This is a genomic window from Alistipes sp. An54 (genome assembly GCF_002159375.1).
Classification (GTDB): Bacteria; Bacteroidota; Bacteroidia; order Bacteroidales; family Rikenellaceae; genus Alistipes; species Alistipes megaguti.
Genome location: NZ_NFIA01000003.1, coordinates 253,045 through 275,445, shown reverse-complemented (window position 1 = coordinate 275,445; position 22,401 = coordinate 253,045). Strand labels below are relative to the sequence as shown.

19 protein-coding genes and 2 tRNA genes are annotated in these 22,401 nt (G+C 58.4%); 14 read left to right on the top strand and 7 right to left on the bottom strand.

All coding sequences use genetic code 11. The features are described from left to right. Positions 1 to 308: 308 nt before the first annotated feature. A complete protein-coding gene (locus B5G09_RS04845) occupies positions 309 to 797 on the bottom strand; it encodes a DEAD/DEAH box helicase family protein (RefSeq protein ID WP_087404258.1) in 489 nt (162 codons plus the stop codon). Between the two features lie 620 nt (positions 798 to 1,417). On the opposite strand from B5G09_RS04845, the gene B5G09_RS04840 reads away from it, so the two are divergent. Both B5G09_RS04840 and B5G09_RS04835 read left to right on the top strand, forming a co-directional pair. Beyond that, positions 1,418 to 2,257, top strand: coding sequence for a hypothetical protein (locus B5G09_RS04840; protein WP_087404287.1), 840 nt, complete (start codon positions 1,418 to 1,420; stop codon positions 2,255 to 2,257). Positions 2,258 to 2,422: 165 nt separating this feature from the next. Then, positions 2,423 to 2,971 carry a hypothetical protein gene (locus B5G09_RS04835; RefSeq protein ID WP_087404257.1) on the top strand — a complete coding sequence of 183 codons (549 nt, stop codon included), beginning with the start codon at positions 2,423 to 2,425 and terminating at the stop codon, positions 2,969 to 2,971. Between the two features lie 59 nt (positions 2,972 to 3,030). Here B5G09_RS04835 and B5G09_RS04830 read toward each other — a convergent pair whose 3' ends face one another. Together B5G09_RS04830 and B5G09_RS04825 are read right to left on the bottom strand one after the other, a co-directional pair. Further along, positions 3,031 to 4,251: a site-specific integrase gene (locus B5G09_RS04830; RefSeq protein ID WP_087404256.1), complete on the bottom strand. Its 1,221-nt coding sequence runs from the start codon at positions 4,249 to 4,251 to the stop codon at positions 3,031 to 3,033. A 124-nt stretch (positions 4,252 to 4,375) separates the two neighbouring features. Then, positions 4,376 to 4,450: transfer RNA gene (locus B5G09_RS04825), tRNA-Pro, on the bottom strand. A 107-nt stretch (positions 4,451 to 4,557) separates the two neighbouring features. Between B5G09_RS04825 and B5G09_RS04820 the strand changes: the two genes are divergently transcribed. The 5 genes from B5G09_RS04820 to rpsT all read left to right on the top strand — a co-directional run bounded on the left by B5G09_RS04820 (position 4,558) and on the right by rpsT (position 8,197). Then, a complete protein-coding gene (locus tag B5G09_RS04820; protein WP_087404255.1) occupies positions 4,558 to 5,697 on the top strand; it encodes an ABC transporter substrate-binding protein in 1,140 nt (379 codons plus the stop codon). A gap of 6 nt (positions 5,698 to 5,703) precedes the next feature. Then, positions 5,704 to 6,705, top strand: a complete 1,002-nt coding sequence (locus B5G09_RS04815) for an iron ABC transporter permease (protein WP_087311371.1) — start codon at positions 5,704 to 5,706, stop codon at positions 6,703 to 6,705. Positions 6,706 to 6,709: 4 nt separating this feature from the next. Further along, positions 6,710 to 7,468 (top strand): ABC transporter ATP-binding protein, encoded by a 759-nt coding sequence (locus tag B5G09_RS04810; RefSeq protein WP_087404254.1) that lies wholly within the window; start codon positions 6,710 to 6,712, stop codon positions 7,466 to 7,468. Positions 7,469 to 7,674: 206 nt separating this feature from the next. Continuing rightward, a tRNA-Glu gene (locus B5G09_RS04805) sits at positions 7,675 to 7,749 on the top strand. 196 nt (positions 7,750 to 7,945) lie between these two features. After that, a complete protein-coding gene (rpsT, locus tag B5G09_RS04800) occupies positions 7,946 to 8,197 on the top strand; it encodes a 30S ribosomal protein S20 (protein WP_087311373.1) in 252 nt (83 codons plus the stop codon). Between the two features lie 218 nt (positions 8,198 to 8,415). Here the strand turns inward: rpsT and B5G09_RS04795 are convergent, their stop codons facing one another. Further along, positions 8,416 to 8,994, bottom strand: a complete 579-nt coding sequence (locus tag B5G09_RS04795; protein ID WP_087311374.1) for an adenylate kinase — start codon at positions 8,992 to 8,994, stop codon at positions 8,416 to 8,418. A 95-nt stretch (positions 8,995 to 9,089) separates the two neighbouring features. On the opposite strand from B5G09_RS04795, the gene thiL reads away from it, so the two are divergent. From thiL to rplI, 4 genes are all read left to right on the top strand, one after another. Continuing rightward, positions 9,090 to 10,127: a thiamine-phosphate kinase gene (thiL, locus tag B5G09_RS04790; RefSeq protein ID WP_087404253.1), complete on the top strand. Its 1,038-nt coding sequence runs from the start codon at positions 9,090 to 9,092 to the stop codon at positions 10,125 to 10,127. A 365-nt stretch (positions 10,128 to 10,492) separates the two neighbouring features. Beyond that, positions 10,493 to 10,837 carry a 30S ribosomal protein S6 gene (gene rpsF / locus B5G09_RS04785; RefSeq protein ID WP_087311376.1) on the top strand — a complete coding sequence of 115 codons (345 nt, stop codon included), beginning with the start codon at positions 10,493 to 10,495 and terminating at the stop codon, positions 10,835 to 10,837. A gap of 3 nt (positions 10,838 to 10,840) precedes the next feature. Further along, complete coding sequence (gene rpsR, locus B5G09_RS04780; RefSeq protein WP_018694586.1) at positions 10,841 to 11,119, top strand: 30S ribosomal protein S18; 279 nt, start codon at positions 10,841 to 10,843, stop codon at positions 11,117 to 11,119. 17 nt (positions 11,120 to 11,136) lie between these two features. Further along, positions 11,137 to 11,577 (top strand): 50S ribosomal protein L9, encoded by a 441-nt coding sequence (rplI, locus tag B5G09_RS04775; protein WP_087311377.1) that lies wholly within the window; start codon positions 11,137 to 11,139, stop codon positions 11,575 to 11,577. A 494-nt stretch (positions 11,578 to 12,071) separates the two neighbouring features. Here rplI and B5G09_RS04770 read toward each other — a convergent pair whose 3' ends face one another. The 3 genes from B5G09_RS04770 to B5G09_RS04760 all read right to left on the bottom strand — a co-directional run bounded on the left by B5G09_RS04770 (position 12,072) and on the right by B5G09_RS04760 (position 16,544). Then, a complete protein-coding gene (locus B5G09_RS04770; protein WP_162608238.1) occupies positions 12,072 to 12,722 on the bottom strand; it encodes a DKNYY domain-containing protein in 651 nt (216 codons plus the stop codon). Positions 12,723 to 13,113: 391 nt separating this feature from the next. Continuing rightward, positions 13,114 to 14,940, bottom strand: a complete 1,827-nt coding sequence (rpsA, locus tag B5G09_RS04765) for a 30S ribosomal protein S1 (RefSeq protein ID WP_087404251.1) — start codon at positions 14,938 to 14,940, stop codon at positions 13,114 to 13,116. A 182-nt stretch (positions 14,941 to 15,122) separates the two neighbouring features. Beyond that, positions 15,123 to 16,544, bottom strand: coding sequence for a bifunctional UDP-sugar hydrolase/5'-nucleotidase (locus tag B5G09_RS04760; protein ID WP_087404250.1), 1,422 nt, complete (start codon positions 16,542 to 16,544; stop codon positions 15,123 to 15,125). Positions 16,545 to 16,634: 90 nt separating this feature from the next. Here B5G09_RS04760 and B5G09_RS04755 point away from each other — a divergent pair, with 90 nt between their 5' ends. From B5G09_RS04755 to B5G09_RS04745, 3 genes are all read left to right on the top strand, one after another. After that, a complete protein-coding gene (locus tag B5G09_RS04755) occupies positions 16,635 to 18,305 on the top strand; it encodes a nucleoside kinase (RefSeq protein WP_087404249.1) in 1,671 nt (556 codons plus the stop codon). A 228-nt stretch (positions 18,306 to 18,533) separates the two neighbouring features. After that, positions 18,534 to 21,365: an aminomethyl-transferring glycine dehydrogenase gene (gcvP, locus tag B5G09_RS04750; RefSeq protein WP_087404248.1), complete on the top strand. Its 2,832-nt coding sequence runs from the start codon at positions 18,534 to 18,536 to the stop codon at positions 21,363 to 21,365. Positions 21,366 to 21,650: 285 nt separating this feature from the next. After that, positions 21,651 to 22,199 (top strand): peptidylprolyl isomerase, encoded by a 549-nt coding sequence (locus tag B5G09_RS04745; RefSeq protein WP_087311382.1) that lies wholly within the window; start codon positions 21,651 to 21,653, stop codon positions 22,197 to 22,199. Positions 22,200 to 22,401: the final 202 nt, after the last annotated feature.

Genomic DNA, 22,401 nt, shown 5'->3' with positions numbered 1-22,401 from the left:
TCAAAACAGGTCGAGGTGTAAAAGTTGATCTTCTTTACAGAGTCGGAAGGCTGGCTTATTGGGAAGTCCTCGCCTAACTTGTTTTGATTCTCTTGTCGGCTTTCCCCGCTTGTAGAACAAACGACCTTGACCGTTTCGGGCGTAGCCTTGAGGGCGTTGATTATCCTCGCAATAAATTGGACGCTGTTTACAAAGATATGCAGATTATAGGGGAGATTGCCTTGCAGAACCTTTTGGCATTCCTGAATGATGTACAGATCTGGTTTGTTGGTTTGCCGAGCCCGTACATTTACCTGGGTTAGATCAGGTCAATTTATCTCGCAGGTTGGCAGATGTTGTATTTCATCCAATATATATTCCCGCTCGATCGGTGTTGCTGTCATGTAGGTTACACGCTCGAATTTAGCCGCATAATCCAGTAAAGATGCAATGGCGTGATGTCGGAACGAATAGGCATTGAACAACACGTGCCATTCGTCGATCAAAAGGAAAAGATCTTTATAAGGGGTCAGGCCTGCAATCTCCAACGCTTGTATGGTTCTTGGTAAAGAGTCGTAAGTAACGGCAATCTTCAAAGGGGTATGATTACGGGCGTAGTTGATGATCTCTTGTTCGGTAACACCTTCGTAAACACCCAACACCGAGATATGGTCTTTTCGGTAGATGGTCTTGTTCTTGACCAATGCCACATAAGGCATGGCGATAAGGGTAGGAATCGAGTTGCGGATAGCCAATTCAGTAGCTCCACACCCTGTTTTTTTCTTGTTAAAAAGGCAGTTGACAGGAATTTCAGTCAAAAAATCCGAAAGGTATTCTGCACCTTTGGGGGCTTTTATAATTCATTTTTCCATAGAAGTAATTTTTTGAAAATTTATAAAAATCTCTTGTTATCGAATCTGTTATCTTTTTTGATTCTATCTACTTATCTATTATAGAGGATGTCTATTTCAGGATCAAAAATTATAGCAATTTGAGATAAGAAAAAGAGATGCAAGATGCACCTCCTTTCTTATGGACGTAGAATTATCGACACCCCAAATTGATATTTCCTCTTGTGTATTACAAAGGTAACACTTTTATTTTCAATAAAAAAGGTCGAATGTAATTTATTGTAACATTTTTATTCCAGCCTTAAATGGTGATATATGCCTGTTGTACGGATGCTGAAATGAATCCGATCAGCCGAAAAACGCTTAAAAGGTCTTATTAGCGGGAATTCACTTGGTTCATTGTTCTGAAACACGTTTCGATGTCGATATGCAGAGTCTTATTAGTGGGTTTTATATGGTGTTATTGTTCTGTTATTCGCTTGAAACACACTTTGAGAGTCTTATTAGGGGTTTTTATATGGCGCAGAGGTGCTGTTAGTCCTGAAAAACTGTAATTTTGAATTGCCAACCGCTAAATAATGGAGACTATGGACGAAACGACACGAGAAGAAGCTCGTACGAAAATGTACAAAACGATGTTAATTGAAGACACCGATAGAATTGTATATCGGGACTGGGATCCTTCAAACCCAGAGTTGCGCGAGTATATTGATGTCGCCTGCGGTTGTAACGAAGAAACCTTCGGAGCGCAAACTCTGCAATTCGAATATCGTTATTGTACGGGTAAGATCAAGATGCCTTTTACCAAAGCGGATTATCTTGCGAACGAGGATATAATTGCAACAGTTAAAGGTCTGGGACTGGATGTCGAGAAGTTTTGGTTTGCGCTGGTCTTTATTTACGATTATGTCGAAACCTCGTTTAAGAACTGCGCTCTTATAAGACCAACATCGTTAAATAAGGCCGTACAGGAACTGTTCAAAAAACTAGGGGAGGATTTTACAGATAAGGAGATAGAGATCACCTTTAAAAAGGGCAAAAAGAATATCGAAATTCTTCCAGTAGTGAAGCGGGCCTTGTTAGAATGGTTGCGGGAGACTTATCAACGGGAATGCAAAGACAAGCCGATTCGGTATTGTTCCATTGAAACGGGGAAATTCGAGGAGGTTTTTACCAATTCATCGTATCGGATTTATCTGGCAACACAGATATATCGGAATATGTTGAATAACATATTGGGGGATAAACGTCCGAAGCAGCCAGACAAAAGTGTTTCATTGAATCGCCTACTGTTGATTTCGCGTATCTGCTATTTCTACGAATTCACCCGAAACGATAGCTTTTTATATAGCGATGACTCCCTGAAAGGAATTATTAAGTCCTGTAAAGGCCGTGTTCCTGCAACTCAACCTGCTGTTTATTGGTAATTTATAGAGGGAGAGTAAAAACGGGCCTTTTTCTTGCTCCCCGTATTTATGTCCGCGTAGCCCCACCTTTGCAGTGTCGAAAGGAATAAGCCTGACGACCTGCAACCCCTCGGGCAAGGCGAGCAGCATAATTTAAGCCCCTCCGTAACAGGAGTACCTAGGAATATGGCAAAAAATGCTATCAATTCCGCAGCCGAAGTCGCTGCCAACAACCAAGTCACGGCCCCTGTCGCCGCAACCTCCAGTGTCGCTTCTGCTTCCGAACAGAAAGAACCGCAGACGACGCAGACCTCTCGTCGCCGTCGTTCGACGACGCCTCCAATGTGGCGAGTAATGACGCAAGCACGGCCAGTTTTCGATGTCCAGTTGAAAAAGGACAATGAAATTAAACTGGCCTGTATCGAGAAGTTTATGAATGCGGCTTACTCCGACGTGAACAAATTCTGGTCCGATTTCATGGATCAGGTGAACACCTTACTTGACAGTCGCAAGTATTGTCGGGAGTGTGAAAGTTTGGGTTACGCCCCCGAATGTGTCGCCGAACATATTGTCTTTCTGGGAAGCGCAATTATGAAAAAGGTCCTGAAGGATGGCGTATATCGCACTCTTGGAGCCGATGTGCGACTTTATGGGAAACGATTCTCTCCGAAAGATGCAGATCGGTTTTTGTCGGAAGATGTAAAACGTCTTCCTGAACATGCCTTGGATGCCTAATTCCAGTTGGTCGCCGTTGAAGAAAAAGGGCACTCCCGTAAGGAGTGCCCTTTTTTCATTCATAATAAATTCTGCATGGCCTCATCAATCTGCGAGTTCTCAAACGCGCCCAAATAAATCTGCGTGGTCTTCAGGCTATGATGTCCCAATGCCTCGGATATGATGCCGATATTCACCCCCGATTTCTTCAACACGGTGGCAAAACTGTGCCTTGCAACATAGGTCGTAAGGTCTCCAGATATATCCAACCGACGAGCCAACTGCCGCAACTCCTTATTGACTTGGTGGCAGACCTTATGCACCCGATTCCGTTTCTGCATCGGTGTCGAATGCTTGCATGAATCGAGTATCGGAAAGAGATAACCCGACTGTTTGCAGGATTCGGCATAGCGATTTACAATCCGCATCGCCCGCTCCGACAACGGGACATTGATTGCACCATGCGTTTTCTGACGATGGTACGACAACCGCCCCTCGACGATATTATCGGGTGTCAAATTCGCAACGTCCACAAACGAGATTCCCCCACACAAATAAGAAAATGTAAAGATGTCTTGAGCCAAACGACAAAGATCGCTCTCCGTCGCACAGTCCGTATCGACAATTTTCATTACATCGGCCTTGCTCAACGCCCGCTTCGGAGTTTGGGTATTGAATCGGCTAATCTTATATTCGGTGAAAGGGTTCTTCTCTCGGGCAACGGCACGTCGCTTGATTGCCCGATTGAACACGGCACGCAGGGTGCGCATCTGGAAACTCATTGACGTCTCCTTATTTCCACGCGCCCGCATCCACTCCTCGAATTTTTCCAGATAATCGACATCAATGCGGCTGAATGTGAAATTAAGCGGTTTATCCCGATTAAATGATTTCAGCACGTTATAAGAGTTCAGATAGGCATAGGCATTGCCCACACTTCCCCGCTCTTTCAACTCGGCGATAATCGCTTTATAAACCTCTTCGACAGTCTGCGCCTTGATTCGCTCCTTTTGTTCGGCAACAATCATCTGCGGGGTAAACTCCTCCTCGTTCATCTCTTTCGCCAAAATCTTCCCGTTGTACTCGGATTCATATTTCAGCATGATCTGGCGAATCAACTGTCGATTCGGACAGTTGGGTTTGGGTTGGTTGGTGTCAAAATTCCAGAATTTGGGATCGACCGACACGCCGAGACTCTTCATCGTACGGCGTCCCTCTTTGGAAATGCGGAGCATCAGCGGGGATTCTCCATTTGCAAGTACCTTGTACCTGTAACAAACGACGGAAACACAGGTTTTCATCGGTTTTGGTTGACTTCTTGGTTGACTTTTTCGCGTCAACCGTGGCGTCAACCGCCCGTTCGGCAGAGAGGTGCAAAAACGAAAAAGGCTCGACAACCGTCAGATTGTCAAGCCTTTTCTTCAGTCGGGGTGACTGGATTCGAACCAGCGACCACACGCCCCCCAGACGTGTACTCTAACCGGACTGAGCTACGCCCCGATTCCGCCCTCGCGAAGTCCAAAACCCTTCGCTTTGGGACTGCAAATATACGCACTTTTTTGATAAAACAACACTTTTCTGCAATATTTTTTCCTACTTTTGCAGAAATGAAACCTTTCGCCCTTCTTATCCTGTCCCTCGCAGCCGCCCTCATGACGGGCTGCTCGGGATCCGCTGAACGCCACCTGAGCGACTTCACCTCAACGGTTTACGCCCCGACCTATGCCTCCGGATTCGACATCCGCGGCACCGAACGTGATGCCTCGACCCTCATCTCGGTCCACAATCCCTGGCAGGGAGACGCCCGCTCCGAACAACACCTCATCCTGCTGCGCGGCAAGGCCAAAGCCCCCGCCGACGGATCCGTTCAGGCCGTCCGGGCCCCCGTACAACGCGTGGTCTGCATGTCGTCGAGCCACGTGGCGCTGTTCGACGCCCTGGGGCTCGCCGACCGCATCGTCGGGGTCTCCGGCCTCGACTACATCTCCAACCCCCGGATCCAGCAGCGCAGCCGCAGCGGAGAGCTCCGTGACGTGGGCTATGACACGAATCTCAACTTCGAACTGCTCACCGCCCTGCATCCCGACGTGATCCTGCTCTACGGCATCTCGGGCGAGAACACCACCATCACCGACAAACTCCGCGAACTGGGAATTCCCTACCTCTACGTGGGCGATTACGTCGAGGAGTCGCCCCTGGGCAAGGCCGAATGGCTCGTCGCTGCAGCGGAAATGTGCGACCTGCGGGCGGCCGGAGCCGACACGCTGCGCCGCATCGCCGCGCGCTACAACGACCTCCGGGCACGGCTCGACCCGGCCGACGCCCGCCCGAAGGTGATGCTCAACACTCCCTACCGCGACACCTGGTTCATGCCCTCGACGCAAAGTTACATGGTGCGGCTGATCGAGGATGCCGGCGGAAGCTACATCTACACGAAAAACCACACGAACGCCTCGGCAGCCGTCGACCTCGAGGAGGCCTACCTGCTGGCCAACAGCGCCGACTTCTGGATCAACGTCGGGGCCTGCAACTCGATCGAAGAGCTCACGGCACAGAATCCGAAATTCGCCGAGGTGCCGGCCGTCGTCGACCGCTGCGTCTGGAACAACAACCGCCGTCAGACCCCCTCCGGAGGCAGCGACTTCTGGGAATCGGGCGTCGTACGGCCCGACGTCGTACTGCGCGACCTGAAGACCATCCTGGCCGGCGACAGCGATTCGACCTATTATTATAAACGCCTCGAATAACCGCCGATGTCGCGTACCGCCCTGCTCTTCACGCTGCTCACGCTGCTCACCGCCGCACTTTTCATCGGCGATCTGGCCGTCGGATCGGTCGATATCCCGCTCCGCGAGGTCTGGGCCGCGCTCACGGGCGGCAACTGTGACCCGACCTACGCCACCATCATCCAGAAGATCCGGCTGCTGAAGGCCCTCACGGCCCTGCTGGCCGGCAGCGCGCTGGCCGCCAGCGGACTCCAGATGCAGACGCTGTTCCGCAACCCCCTGGCCGGCCCCTACGTCCTGGGCATCAGTTCGGGAGCCTCGCTCGGCGTGGCCATGTTCCTGCTCGGAGCCCCGCTGCTGGGCGTCGCCGGCCACTCGTTCGTCCAGTCGCTCGGCATCGCCGGGGCCGCCTGGATCGGTTCGGCCCTCGTGCTGGCCATCGTCATGGCCGTCAGCCGTCGCATCAAGGACATCATGGTCATCCTCATCCTCGGCATGATGTTCAGTTCGGGCGTGAGCTCCGTGGTCGAGATCCTGCAATACCTCTCGAACGAATCGGCCCTCAAATCGTTCGTCATCTGGACCATGGGATCGCTGGGCGACGTGACGGGCAGCCGTCTGGCGCTGATGCTTCCGGCCGTCGTGGCGGGGCTCCTGCTGGCCGTGGCCGTCATCAAGCCGCTGAACCTGCTCCTGCTGGGCGAGAACTACGCCCGCACGATGGGGCTCAACATCCAGCGCACCCGCTCGCTGATCTTCCTCTCGACGGTGCTGCTGGCCGGCACGGTCACCGCCTTCTGCGGCCCGGTGGGCTTCATCGGACTGGCCGTGCCGCACCTGGCCCGCATGATCTTCTCGTCGGCCGACCACCGCGTGCTGATGCCCGCCTCGATGCTCTCGGGGGCCGCCCTGCTGTTGATCTGCGACCTGCTGGCCAAGACGCTGACCCTGCCCATCAACACCATCACGGCCCTGATGGGAATTCCGGTGGTCATCTTCGTCGTCATCCGAAACCGCAACCTCTTCTGACGCCATGAGCATCCGACTCGACCATATCACCCTCGCCTACGGCAGCCGCACGCTGCTCGCCGACATCTGCGCCGAGATCGCTCCGGGATCGCTGACGGCCCTCATCGGCCGCAACGGAACGGGCAAGAGTACCCTGCTGCGGGCCGTCGCCGGACTGGGCCCCGTCACGGCGGGACGGATCGAACTCTGCGGGCATACGCTCGCCGGGATGACGCCCCGCCAGCGGGCCGAGACCGTCTCGTTCGTCACCACGGACAAGGTGCGCATTGCCAACCTTGCGTGCGAGGATGTCGTCGCGCTGGGCCGCGCCCCCTACACCAACTGGATCGGACGCATGCAGGAAGAGGACCGCGCCGTGGTCGAACGTTCGCTCCAACTGGTCGGCATGTCGGCATTCGCCCGCAAGACAATGGACCGCATGTCGGACGGCGAGTGCCAGCGGGTGATGATTGCCCGGGCGCTGGCCCAGGATACGCCGATCATCCTGCTCGACGAACCGACGGCCTTCCTCGACCTGCCGAACCGCTACGAACTGGCCACACTGCTGCGGCGTCTGTCCCGCGACGAGCGCAAATGCGTCCTCTTCTCGACGCACGATCTGGACATCGCCCTCTCGCTGTGCGACGCTGTGGCGCTGATCGACACGCCGCAGCTGCACCTGCTGCCGGCCGACGAGATGGTCTCGAGCGGCTACCTCGAACGGCTCTTCTCGGGGCGCAGCGCGCAATTCGACCCCGCAACGCGCAGCGTCCGGCTGCGTTGAGCGGCAAATCCCGGGAAACGAAAAAACGCCTGAACGGCCGCCCGATGGCCCCGGACAAAGGGACGCGAGGGGTCGTTGCCGTATCTCTCACCAAGGCATTCTCAATAAAAATTCAATTTTTTCACCACTTTTTTTGTACAAGAAACTTTTTTGTTTACCTTTGCACCGCTAAAGCGCCCCATTACGGGCAGCGCAATAGTGGTAGAGGCCCATTCGTCTATCGGTTAGGACGCAAGATTTTCATTCTTGAAAGAGCAGTTCGATTCTGCTATGGGCTACCAAGGGGCCGAAAGAGAGGCCGCGAGATCCGAGAGAGGGGGGGGGAAAAAAAAAGGCACACCCCGCAATTTCGCAACTTTCCGACAGCCTTGACGGGTGACAATCCAACAAGGAGCGGACCTTCGGGGTCTATCCGAAAGCGGCCACGGCCGTTCGAGTGCAGAAACTGAAAAAGTAAAAAAATAAAAACAACGGATTATGGCAAACCATAAGTCATCGAAAAAACGCATTCGTCAGACGCTGACGAAGCGTGCTCATAACCGGCTCTATCACAAGACGACGCGTAACGCCGTGAAGGCCTTGCGCGCCACGACCGAGAAGAGCGCTGCCGAGGCTCTGCTGCCCAAGGTAACGGCAATGCTCGACAAGCTGGCCAAGCACAACATCATGCACAAGAACAAGGCTGCAAACCTCAAGAGCGCCATTCAGCTCCACGTGAACGCCCTCTAATTCTTGAGCAACCATCTGCAAGGCCCGGACCTCAAAGTCCGGGCCTTGTCATTTCCGGCCACCCCCCCCCTTCCAACCGGGAGGGAATGCCCGGGGCAACCTTACACCCGCCGGAATATCGAGCGAAAGGATGGGGCAATTCGATTTTGCAGCACCCACAAAAAACCGGTCCGCCCGAACGGGCGAACCGGCAGCGGCAGACTCCGAATTGCGGAGCCCTATTTCTCGAGACCGTCAATCACGGTGGCAATCCGGTCGAAGACCTCCTCCATCGTTCCGACGCCGTTGACCGAAGCATACTTGCCCTGAGCGGCATAGTAGTCGGCCACGACGGCCGTCTGCTTGTGGTAAACGGCCAGACGCTCGCGGATCACCTCCTCCGAGGCATCGTCGGCACGTCCCGAATCCTTGCCGCGCAGCAGCAGGCGGTGTACCAGCTCCTCCTCCGGAACGTGGATGTCGACCATGATGTCAACCTTCAGACCGTGCTTGGCAAGAATCTTGTCGAACTCCTCGGCCTGAACCGTCGTACGGGGGAAACCGTCGAAGATGCAGCCTTTGGCATCGAGGTGATCGGCCACGTAGTTGGCGATCATGCCGATGACGATCGAATCGGGAGCCAGTTTGCCCTCCTTGATGTAGGACTCCATGCTGCGGCCGAGTTCCGTACCGCGGCGGATCTCGTCGCGGATCACCTCGCCGGTCGAAACATGGTCGATTCCGTAGTGTTCTTTCAGACGCTGCGCCTGGGTTCCCTTGCCGCAACCCGGTGCACCGAATAAGACGATATTGATCATAACTAACCCGTTTTTAGGATTTAAACCGGACAAAAATACGTTATTTTTGCCCAAATCAAGAATGTTTGGCTAATTTTGTAAAAAATCTCAGAAATATGGAGCCCAAAAAACGCACCGAGATCGCCACGCTCGGACAATTCGGATTGATCGATCTCCTGACGAAGGATTTCCCCCTGCGCCAACCCTCTTCGCTCACGGGTGTCGGCGACGATGCCGCGGTGATCGCTCCGCCCGACGGCGAGACGCTGCTCTGCACCACCGACTCCTTCTACGAAGGGGTGGATTTCGACCTCACCTACTTCCCGCTCAAGCACCTCGGATACAAGGTCGTGACGGCCGGCGTGAGCGACATTCTGGCCATGAACGCGCGGCCGTCGCAGATCACCGTCTCGCTGGGCGTCTCGGCCAAAATACCGGTCGAAGCGCTGCAGGATCTCTACGAGGGGATCGCATTTGCCTGCCGCGAGCAGGAGATCGACCTGGTGGGAGGCGACACACGCGCCTCGATGACCGGGCTCGTAATCACCGTCACCGTGCTGGGGCACGCCCCGAAACAGGAGCTCGTCCGCCGCAGCGGAGCACAGCTCCACGACCTGATCTGCATCACGGGCAATCTCGGCGCCGCCTTCATGGGGCTTCAGCTGCTGGAGCGCGAGAAGCGGGTCCTGGCCGACGTCGCAAACCCCGAGCCGCAGTTCAAGGGATATGAATACCTGCTGGAGAAGTACCTGAAGCCGCGCCCGCGTACGGACATCATCGAAACGCTCCGCGAGGAGAAGATCCTCCCGACCTCGATGATCGACCTCTCGGACGGTCTGGCCAGCGATCTGATGCAAATCTGCAAGTCGTCGAAGTGCGGTGCGCGGATCTACCTCGAGCGGATTCCCATCGCGCAGCAGACCACCTCGCTGGCCGAGGAGATGCACACGGACCCGGTCGTGGCGGCATTGAACGGCGGTGAGGACTACGAACTGCTCTTCACCGTACCGCTGTCCATGCAGGAGCAGGTGATGCGACTGGGACTGGTGGACGTCATCGGCCACATCTCGGCCGAATCGACCGGCGCCTACCTCGTGACGCCCGACGGCGGCGAGATCCGGCTGAAGGCCCAAGGCTTTCCCGACCCCGCTTAAGAAGCGGGTTTTATGCGCCCGAGCCTCATCCCGTTTCGGTAGGTCCTTGGCGATAAAACCGGACTTTGCCACCAGGCTTAACAGGCTTAAGAAGCCTGCCTTGTGCGCCCGAAACTCGGCACGGATCGGCCGGTCCTCGGCGATAAAACCGGACTTTGACGCCTAAGAAGCCTGCCTTGTGCGCCCGAGCCTCATCCCGTTTCGGCTGGTCCTTGGCGATAGACCGGACCACCACGCCCCTTCCCGGTACAAAGCACCGAAAACCACCCTCTTGAAGAAAAATTTCCACACCAAATTTTTCTTTTCCCGATTTAATCCGTATCTTTGCGGTCCCGAAATGGGACTAACAACTAATTAAACGCATTATGAACAATTACGAAACCGTTTTCATTGTCACGCCGGTTCTGTCCGATGCTCAGGTGCAGGAGGTCGCTGACAAATTCCAGGGTGTCATCACCGAAAACGGCGGTCAGATCGTGAACCGGGAGTCGTGGGGCCTTCGCAAGCTCGCCTACCCGATTCAGAAGAAGACCACCGGTTTCTACTTCCTGATGGAGTTCACGGGCGAAGGCTCGCTGATCAACACCCTCGAAACGCAGTATCGCCGCGACGAGCGCGTGATCCGTTTCTTGACTTTCAAGCAGGACAAATTCGCCGTTGAGTACTCGGAGAAGCGTCGTGCTAAACTTGCTAACAAACAGGAGGAGTAAACCATGGCACAGGAAAACAAGGCTCAGTCGGAAATCCGTTACCTCAACCCCGTATCGGTCGACGTTAAAAAGAAGAAATACTGCCGCTTCAAGAAGCTCGGCATCAAGTATGTAGACTACAAGGACGGTGAGTTCCTCAAGAAGTTCCTCAACGAACAGGGCAAGATTCTGCCCCGCCGCCTGACCGGAACCTCGCAGAAGTTCCAGAAGAAGGTCGCACAGGCCGTCAAACGTGCACGTCACCTGGCTATCCTGCCCTTCGTAACCGATTGCATGAAATAATTTAAAGGAGGACAACCATGGAGGTAATTCTGATCAAAGATATCGAGAAGCTGGGTTACGCCAATGACATCGTCAACGTAAAACCCGGATACGCCAACAACTATCTGATTCCCCAGGGTCTGGCCAAGGCCGCTACGGCTTCCGCCAAGAAAGTCCTGGCCGAGAATCTCAAACAGCGCGCTCACAAGGACGCCAAGATCCTGGCTGATGCCCAGGCGCTGGCCGAGACGATTGCAAACCTGCCGCTGACGCTTTCGATGAAGGCCGAGGAGGGCAAGCTCTTCGGTACGGTAACCGCTACGGACCTCGCCGAGGCCCTGGCCGGCAAGGGTATCACCATCGACCGCAAGCAGATCACCGTCGAGCCCATCAAGACCGTCGGCGAGTACGAGGCTTCGGCCCGTCTGCACAAGGAGGTCAAGGCTACGATCAAATTCTCGGTGGTGGCTGCCGAATAAGGCATCGACTTCCGATCACGAGAAAAAGGCTTTCCGCTCAGCGGAGAGCCTTTTTTGTGTTGACAGACGAAAAGGTTGTGGGTGCATAAGGAGACGCGGAGAGAAGACCAGTGAAGGCGGGAAGATCTGTGGAGACGGGAGAAGGAAATGGGAGGAGGCGGGAGGAGACGCGGGGAAGAGACCAGTGAAGTCGGGGAGCGTGAGGGCGTTTAAGCGGAGAGTTCTCCCCCCCCCATGCGGTGCTGGAGAAATGGCCGTTATCGAGGCCGGCGCCGCACAGAGTCTCGCAGAACCGCGCAGCCCCGCTAAAACCATCCAGAGCCGCGCAGAGTCTCGCAGAGCCACAAGCCATCCAGAACCGTACAGGGTCACGTCCAAACCATCCAGAGCCGTGCAGGCCCTCGAAACCCCGCAGAGTCACGCAGAACCTCACAGAGTCATACAAGAGCCACGCAGGGCCATCCGACTGCCAATGATTTCCGGTCGGCCGGTCATCAATATTGCGGCAGAAAATCGGATGGTGAGGCTCCGGGGAGTTCGCGGCCGCGGAACCAGACCCGCCAGGCATCACGGGCATAGCCTCGGCCCAGCACCTCGAACGATAACGGAGCGGCATCCGACAGAGGCCGGCCGTTCCAGAAGACCCGCCACGCATCGCGTGCATAGCCGTCGCCCAGCACCTCGAACGACGACGAGGCAACCTCCGACAGGGGTTGGCCGTTCCAGAAGACCCGCCACGCATCGTGTGCATAACCGTCGCCCAGCACCTCGAACGACGACGGGGCAACCTCCGACAGGGGTTGGCCGCTCCAAAAGACCCGCCACGCATCGCGTGCATACCCCCAGCCGAGTGTCTCAAACGACGACGGGGCGGCATCAGCCACCGGACGGCCGCACCAATAGATGCGCCATGCATCGCGGGCATACCCGTCGCAAAGCACCGTGAACGATTGAGTCGCGGCATCTACTACGGGGCGCCCCTCGAAAAAGACCCTCCAGGCATCCTTGCCGTAACCGTCGTCCAGATCCACGAACGACGAGGGAACGGCATCGACAACCTCGCGGCCACGGAACCAAACCCGCCACGCATCCTTCGTATAATGCACCGGCGGGGTTCCGAATCCGGCAGGATACTGGGCGGTCACCCGTGACGGGGTTATGGCTGCAACCGGCTGTGAGGGCAGGCAGACAAGGAAAATCGGCAGAGTCAGCAAGATCGGCAACCATCCTGTTCGGGAGGTTCGTTTCATAGCGGCAAATCGGGTCAATCGGTGCAGTCGGGTCATCATAAGCTTCGTGTTTCAAGGGTTACAAGATAGCGGTTTTCGGGCGGACGGCCAAAGATCGGAGCAAAAAACGCCCGCACTCTTTTCTGAGTGCGGGCGTTACTGATCGGTTCGGGGGATTTTCTGGGGTCGGAGTGTCTCGGGATCATGCAGCCTCGGGATCGTACAACCCCGGGATCATGCAGCCCCGGGATTTCGCGCCCCCTTCAGGAGTACCTCTCCCGGACTCACTTCCCCCCCCTCGGGAAGATTACTCCTCCTTCTTGGCGGCAGCCTCCTTGGCCTCCTTGGCCTCGGCAGCCTCCATGGCGCTCTTCAGAGCGGCCAGGCCGGCGATGTCGCCCAGGGTGGTCTTCTCAACCGAAGCGTTGATCTTCTTCACGGTCGACTTCGTAGCGTCGGCAGCAGCACGCTTCTCGGCCTTCTCGGCGGCAACGGCCTCCTTACGGGCATCGTCATAGGTGCGCAGGTGCGAGAGGGTGATACGGCGCGTAGCCTTCGAGAATTCGATGACCTTGAAGTTGAGCTTGTCGCCCACCTTCGGGGTCGTGCCGTCCTCCTTGACGAGCTGGCGCGACGGGCAGAAGCCCTCGACATTCTCACCCAGCGATACGACGGCACCCTTGTCCGTAAGTTCAGTGATCGTACCCTCGTGGATGCTCTCTACGGGGAACTGGTTTTCGAAGGTGTTCCAGGGATTCTCCTCGAGCTGCTTGTGACCCAGCGAGAGGCGACGGTTCTCCTTGTCGATCTCCAGGACGACAACCTCGATGTCGGCACCTACCTGGGTGAACTCGGCCGGATGCTTGATCTTCTTGGTCCAGCTGAGGTCCGAGATGTGGATCAGACCGTCGATGCCCTCCTCGATCTCCACGAATACGCCGAAGTTCGTGAAGTTACGCACCTTGGCCATCGTACGGGTTCCGACGGGGTATTTGGTTTCGATATTCTCCCAGGGATCGGGCGTAAGCTGCTTGATGCCGAGCGACATCTTGCGCTCCTCGCGGTCGAGGGTCAGGATGACGGCCTCAACCTCGTCGCCGACCTTCAGGAACTCCTGAGCCGAACGCAGGTGCTGGCTCCAGGACATCTCCGAAACGTGGATCAGACCCTCCACACCGGGAGCGATCTCGACGAAGGCGCCGTAGTCGGCCATAACGACCACGCGGCCCTTGACCTTGTCACCCACCTTGAGGTTGGGATCGAGCGCCTCCCACGGATGCGGGGTGAGCTGCTTCAGACCCAGGGCGATACGCTTCTTGGCCTCGTCGAAGTCGAGGATTACGACGTTGATCTTCTGGTCGAGCGAAACGATCTCTTCGGGGTGGTTGACGCGACCCCACGAGAGGTCGGTGATGTGGATCAGACCGTCTACGCCGCCCAGGTCGACGAATACGCCGTAGGAGGTGATGTTCTTGACGGTACCCTCGAGAATCTGACCCTTCTCGAGCTTCGACATGATGATCTGCTTCTGAGCCTCGAGTTCGGCCTCGATGAGGGCCTTGTGCGAAACGACCACGTTGCGGAACTCCTGGTTGATCTTGACAACCTTGAATTCCATGGTCTTGTCGACATATACGTCGTAGTCGCGGATGGGTTTCACGTCGATCTGCGAGCCGGGGAGGAAGGCCTCGATGCCGAATACGTCGACGATCATACCGCCCTTCGTACGGCACTTGATGTAACCCTTGATAACCTCGTCCTTCTCGAGGGCCTCGTTGACGCGATCCCACGATTTGAGCTGACGGGCCTTCTTGTGCGAGAGGGAGAGCTGACCGTTCTTGTCCTCGGCCGACTCCACGTAGACCTCCACCTTGTCGCCCACCTTCAGATCGGGGTTGTAGCGGAACTCCGAGACGGGAATCACGCCCTCGCTCTTGTAGCCGATGTTGACCATGACCTCACGCTTGGTGATGGCGGTTACGGTACCCTCGACCACTTCGCCGACGTTGACATTCGACAGCGTCTTGTCGTAGGCTTCGGTGATCTGGGCCTTGTCCTGATCCGATACGGCCAGGTCGTTTTCAAAGGCGTTCCAGTCGAAATTCTCGTTTGCGACTTTCTTTGCTTCTTCCATGTTGGAAATTGTTTTTGCGATACAATCGCTCGTTAAATGGTTAATAATAAAGTTTTTGCCCGCGCGCGGGAGCAATCTCCCGGGCTTGCGGAGTGCAAAGGTACGGCTTTTTGGCTGAAAATCAAATTTTTTCAGCCGTTTTTCAGTCGTTTTTCGCGGCCGGCGGTTCAGAGCGGCCGCTTCTACGGGCGGACGATGCGCTGATGCGGCCGGTTGTCGGGCTCGAGCGGCGAATCCTCCTCCAGCTCTTCGAGCAGCACGTCAGCCACCTTGATGTCGGTGATCGCACCGTCGACATAGTCCAGATCGTGGTAGTTCTTGAAGACGTAGTCGCTGATGGCCACACGGTACATACGCCCCTCGCGCAGCTGCGGGAAACGCACATCCAGCGCGCTGTCGGCGGCATTGGTGACGATCTCATAGGGGGTTGTCGAGATGAGATCGATGCGGTGCGACTCCTTGCGGTTCTCCGTATCGTTGTACTTCGTAAGGATCATCCGCCGCATCTGGGCCGGCGTCATACGCATCACGGCAATCCGCGAGTCGAAGGGTTCGAGGTCGTAGACGCGCGCCGTACTCATGCCGCCGGCCGGGATCGAATCCAGCCGTACGCCGCCGACGTGGTAGAATCCCACCTCGGCCGCCGTCTTGTCGGCCACGCCCCGGGCCATCCAGTTGGCCACGCCCCAGCCGCTGGCCGCACGGGCGAATTCACCCACCGGACGGTTCAGCTCCGGATCGGCATAATAACGGTCGACCTCGGCCCGAACGAGCGAATCGGGGGCGTAGTCCGCCAGCGGGACGATGCGATAGTCGATCGCCGCGATCTTCTTCCCGCGCAGGCGGATGGTCGTGGCACCGACGTTGGTCAGATTCTTGCCCGTCTGGGTGAGCAGCGTGCCGCCGATGAGCGTATCACGCAGCTTGTGGGTGTGGCCCCCGATCACCAGATCGTAGCGGTGTTCCGTGGCAAGGAGTTCGGCATCGCGGTCGTCGCCCATGTGCGAGAGGAGCACCAGCACGTCGACCTTCGAGCGCAGCGAATCGGCACAGCGGCGGGCCGCCTGTTGCGGATCGGGGAAGCGCAACCCCTCGAAATTGGCGTCGTTGCCGGCCGGATGGCCCGGGCCCTCGTAGTTGGTCACCACGCCGACCACGCCGATGCGGATTCCGCCCCGCTCGATGATCGTCCAGGAGGCCGGCTGCGGGAAGATGCACGTATCACTCTCCAGATTGGCACAGACCACCTTGAAGTCCATGCTGTCGATCATCCGGGCCAGATGGGCCTGCCCGAAGTCGAATTCGTGGTTGCCGAACGTGGCCACGTCGTAGCCCAGGCGGTTCATCAGCGCAATGACCGGCATGCCGGGCGTCGGGGCCTTGTCGACGTAGGCGTTGCCGGTCCAGCGGTCACCGGCGTCGGCCAGCACTACCAGCCGGGCCGTATCGCGGCAGGCCTCGACGGCGGCGGCCAGGCGCGGGAAGTTCTGAATGCGGGCGTGCATGTCGTTGGTCGACAGCACCACGAGGGTCGTTTCGCGGGGCGTGCAGGCGGCCGCAACGACCACGGACAGGGCCAGCACCCCCTGGAGCAACTTTTTCATATTCACGACATTGTTTTTCATTTCGGAAAATCGGTTGCCAAATGTACGAATTATTCCTATCTTTGGCTTCGATACAGCCAAATTTTTCCGATGAACGATACCATTCAGATCATCTGCGAAAACCTCGGCGGGAAGCTCTCCGTGGAGATGGGGACCCCGCTGCGGCAGATCGCCGGGCGGATCACGCCGGGGCCTCACCCCTTCCTGGCCGCCTTCGTCAACAACCGCATCAAGGAGCTCAGCTACCGGATCTATACCCCCGTGACGGTCCGCTTCGTCGACATCACCTCGTTTGCCGGCATCCGCGTCTACCAGCGCACGGCGTGGTTCCTGCTGCAGAAGGCCGTCAAGGACCTCTATCCGGGCCGGCGGCTCCACATCCGCCATTCGATGGGCCAGAGCGGCTTCTACTGCGAAATCGAAGGGATCGACCGCTTCTCCCCGTCCGAAACCGACCGTCTGCGCGACCGCATGCGCGCGCTGGTCGAGCAGGACCTTCCGATCGAACGCCGCCGGATGCTCACCTCCGAGGTCCGGGCCCGCTACGCCGAGGAGGGCTTCGCGGACAAGATCGAACTGCTCGACACCCGTCCGCGCCTCTACAGCGACCTTTATACATTGGACGACACGGTGGGCTATTTCTACGGCTCGCTGGCCCCCTCGACGGGCTATCTGGACCTGTTCGACCTCGAACCCTGCTACAACGGCTTCTACCTGGCGCTCCCGCTGCGCACGGATCCCGACCGGCTGAACAAGAACGTCCAGCAGGAGAAGATGTTCTCGATCTTCCAGGAGTACCAGTCTTGGGTGACGCTGATGGGCGTCCCGACCATCGGGGCGGTCAACGCCCGCACGCTGGCCGGCGATGCCGGCGGCATGATCAAGATGGCCGAGGCGTTCCACGAGCGGAAGTTCGCAGACGTGGCCGACGCCATCCAGCGCGCCAACGCCGAGCGCGGCATCCGCATGGTGCTGATCTCGGGCCCCTCGTCGAGCGGCAAGACCACCTCGGCCAAGCGGCTCGGCATCCAGCTGGGCGTGCTGGGGCTGCGGCCCGTGATGATCTCGCTCGACGACTACTTCGTCGACCGCGAGAAGACCCCCCTCGACGAGAACGGCGAGTACGATTACGAAGCCCTCGAGGCGATCGACCTCGAGCTGTTCAACGACCACCTGCGGCGGCTGATGGCCGGCCAGAGCGTCGACATCCCGCGCTACGACTTCATCACCGGGCGCCGTACGCAGCACGGCACGCCGCTGACGCTCGACGAGCGGTCGATCCTCATCATCGAGGGGATCCACGGCCTGAATCCGCGGCTGACCCCCTCGATCCCCGACTCGAAGAAGTTCCGCATCTACATCTCGTGCTTCACGTCGGTGGCCATGGACAACCTCTCGCGCATCGCCACGACGGACAACCGCCTGCTGCGGCGTCTGACGCGCGACTACAAGCAGCGCGGAGCCGATGCCCTGCACACGCTTTCGCGCTGGGCCTCGGTGCGCCGCGGCGAGGAGCGGCACATCTTCCCCTATCAGGAGAATGCCGACGTGATGCTCAACTCGTCGTTGTTCTACGAGATCTCGGTGCTGCGCCCCTATGCGGAGAAGATCCTGCGCGAGGTGCCCGACACGGTGCCGGAGTTCGACGAGGCGCGGCGCATGCTCAAGTTCCTGGACAACTTCATTCCGATCCCCTCGGACGAGATCCCGCCGACGTCGATCCTGCGCGAATTCATCGGCGGCAGCTCGTTCACCTACTGACCGCAGGCCGGACAACCTCCTCCGCCCCTTCCGAATCCCCGTTTTTGCGGGGATTCGGCGTTTTTCGCCCCGCCCGAAAAATAGCGGCGGAAAATTTGGGCGTCCGTTGCATTTGTCTTACCTTTGTATGATCCCGGGACGGGAGGAGTGAAGAGACCGCAACCGCCGCCCCCCCCGGAACCGAATACGCAGACAACGCAAAAAACCAACATAACCCGTAAACCTTTTATGTTCGACAAATTCTCCGGACGCCACATCGGCGTCAACAACGAAAAGGACCTCAAGGCGATGCTCGACGTGATCGGCGTGGGGTCGGTCGACGAACTGATCGCACAGGTCATTCCGCAATCCATCCGGCTCAAGAAACCCCTGGCGCTGCCCGCCGAAGGGATGAGCGAGTACGAATTCGCCGCCCACATCCGCGAGCTGGCCGACCGCAACCGCACGCTGCGGTCGTTCATCGGCATGGGATGGTATCCGTGCGCCGTGCCGGCCGCCGTCTCGCGCAACGTCTTCGAGAACCCCGCGTGGTACACCTCCTATACCCCCTATCAGGCCGAGATCTCGCAGGGCCGCCTCGAGGCGCTGCTGAACTTCCAGACCGCCCTGATCTCGCTGACCGGCATGGAGATCGGCAACTGCTCGCTCCTGGACGAGGGCACGGCCACGGCCGAAGCCATGCTGATGATGTACGCCCTGCGTTCGCGCGAGGCCGTCAAGGAGGGACGCAACCAGCTCTTCGTCGACCGCAACCTCTTCCCGCAGACGCTCGACGTGCTGCTCACGCGCAGCGAACCCTTCGGCATCGAGCTGATCATCGACGAGTATGACGAATACGAATTCACGGGCCGCGAGTTCGGCGCCATCGTCCAGTATCCGGCCGCCGACGGCACGGTGCGCGACTACGCCGACTTCACCGCCGCCGCCCACGCCAAGGGGGCACTCGTTACGGCCGTGGCCGATCCGCTGGCGCTGGCGCTGCTCAAGGCGCCGGGCGAATGGGGCGCCGACATCGCCGTGGGTTCGACCCAGCGGCTGGGTACGCCGATGGGCTTCGGAGGCCCGAGCGCCGGCTACATGACCACGCGCGAGGCCTTCAAGCGCAACATGCCGGGCCGCATCATCGGCGTCTCGGTCGACAGGCTGGGCAACAAGGCCCTGCGCATGGCCCTGCAGATGCGCGAACAGCACATCAAGCGCGAACGCGCCACGTCGAACATCTGCACCGCCTCGGCGCTGATGGCCTCGATGGTGGGCTTCTACTGCGTCTACAACGGCCCCGAGGGGCTGCTGCGCGCCGCCATGACGGCCCATCTCGCGGCCGCCACCGTGGCCCGCGCCCTCGAAGCGCTGGACTACAAGCTCTCTTCGAAGGAGTTCTTCGATACGCTGGAGGTCGAGGCCGAAGCCGCCGTCGTACAGTCGCTGGCCCTCGACAAGGGGATCAACTTCTTCTACCCCTCGGAGGAGCGCGTGCGCATGTCGTTCGACGAGGTGACCACCCCCGAGGAGGTCGAGACCGTCATCGGGATCTTCGCCGCCGCCAAGGGCAAGAAGGCCAAGGCCGTGAAGGCTGTCACCGAAAGTTGCATTCCGGTGGCGCTGCGCCGTCAGTCGGCCTTCCTCCAGGAGCCGGTCTTCAACCGGTACCGCTCCGAAAGCGCCCTGATGCGCTACATCAAACGCCTCGAACTGAGAGACATCTCGCTGGCCAACTCGATGATCTCGCTCGGTTCGTGCACCATGAAGCTCAATGCCGCGGTGCTCATGCAGCCGCTCTCGCTGGCCGGCTTCCAGAACATGCACCCCTACGCTCCGGCCGACCAGGCCGAGGGCTATCTGACGATGATCGCCGAACTGGAGCACGATCTGGCCACGATCACCGGACTGGCCGCCTGCTCGCTGCAGCCCAATTCGGGTGCCGCCGGCGAGTACTCGGGACTGATGGTGATCCGCGCCTACCACCAGAGCCGCGGCCAGGGCTACCGCAACGTCGTGCTGATCCCCGCCTCGGCCCACGGCACGAATCCCGCGTCGGCCGCCATGGCCGGCATGAAGATCGTCACGGTGGCCTGCGACGAGCGCGGCAACATCGACGTCGACGACCTGAAGGCCAAGGCCCGCGAGTGCAGCTCGGAGCTGTGCGCGCTGATGGTGACCTACCCCTCGACGCACGGCGTCTTCGAGAGCCGCATCCGCGAGATCGTCGACGCGGTGCACGACGCCGGCGGTCTGGTCTACATGGACGGCGCCAACATGAACGCCCAGGTGGGACTGACCAACCCGGGCTACATCGGAGCCGACGTCTGCCACCTGAACCTCCACAAGACCTTCGCCATGCCGCACGGCGGCGGCGGCCCGGGTGTGGGCCCGATCTGCGTGGCCGAACCGCTGAAGGCCTTCCTCCCCACCCACCCGATCGTCGCCACGGGCGGCGAAGAGGGCATCACGGCCGTCGCTTCGGCACCGTGGGGCTCGGCCATGCTGCTGCCCATCACCTACGGATACATCAAGATGCTCGGCGCCGAGGGGCTGAAGCGGGTCACCGAAATGGCCATCGTCAACGCCAACTACATGTCGGCAGCCCTCAAGAAGGAGTTCCGCACCTACTACTCGGGTGAGACGGGGCGTGTGGGTCACGAGATGATCCTCGACCTGACCCACTTCAAGAAGGATTACGACATCGACTGCGGCGACATCGCCCACCGTCTGATGGACTACGGCTTCCACGCCCCGACCCTCTCGTTCCCGGTTCACGAGACGCTGATGGTCGAGCCCACGGAGTCGGAACCCAAGGAGGAGATGGACCGCTTCATGGAGGCGCTGGTGCAGATCAAGCGCGAATGCGAAGCCGCAGCGGCCGCCGGAGAGAAGAACAACGTGGTGACCAACGCCCCACATACGGCCGTCGAACTGGCCGGCGAGTGGCCCCACCCCTACTCGCGCATGGAGGCCGCCTTCCCGCTCGAATGGGTCCGCACGGCCAAGTTCTTCCCCTACGTGTCGAAGATCGACAACGGTTACGGCGACCGCAACCTCTGCTGCCGCAACTGCGACTGATCCGGAGCCGAAGGAGGGGGGGGGCAGCCTGAGGAAGACGCAGAGAGCACAAGGGAGACGCTGAGAGAAACACGGCTTCGAAACTGCACACCCCATCCGAAATGCCTCATCCGAAAAAAGGGCGGCGAAGCGATTTGCCGTCCTTTTTCACGGAATTCGGCACGATGTTTTCAGGGGACCGTTTCCTGAAAATTTTGCCTGATAATTTGGCAACTCGCCCCGAAGTGCGTACCTTTGGGCGCTGCAAGCAACATCAGCACGCAAACATTCTAAAGACATAGAAAAATGAAAGTAGAACAGAACAAAATGGTCGCCGTAGACTACAAACTCACCGTCGACGGCAAAATCGCAGACCAGTCGCGCCCCGGACAGCCCCTGGAGTTCATCTTCGGTACGGGCATGCTGCTCCCCAAATTCGAGGAGGCCATCCTCGGCAAGGAGCCCGGCGACAAGGTCTCGTTCACGCTCGAGCCCAAGGACGGCTACGGTGAGGTGATCGAGGAGGCGATCGTCAAACTTCCCAAAAATATCTTCATGGTCGACGGCAAACTCGCCGAGGAGATCCTCTTCGAGGGAAGCCAGGTGCCGATGAGCGATGCCCAAGGCAACCGCATGATGGGTACGGTCAAGGAGGTCGGCGACGAGCACGTGAAGATGGACTTCAACCACCCGATGGCCGGCAAGACGCTGAACTTCGACGTGGAGGTGGTCTCGGTGCGCGACGTGACGCCCGAAGATCTGCAGGGCCACTGCTCGTGCGGATCGTGCGGCGGCGACCACGAATGCGGCGACGGCTGCTGCGACGACCACGACGGTCACTGCCACTGCCACTAATTCCTCGCAGGGGGGGGGCAGTCGAAGGGAGGGGTACGCCCGAAGACCAGTTCCCGCGTGACGCCCAAACGGGCGGAGCGATGCCCGAGCAGGCGGAGCGACGTCAAACGGACGGTACAACACCCAGGCAACAAGGCGATGTCCAACCGGGCGGAGCGATGCCCGAGCAGGCGGAGCGATGTCAAACGGACGGTACAACACC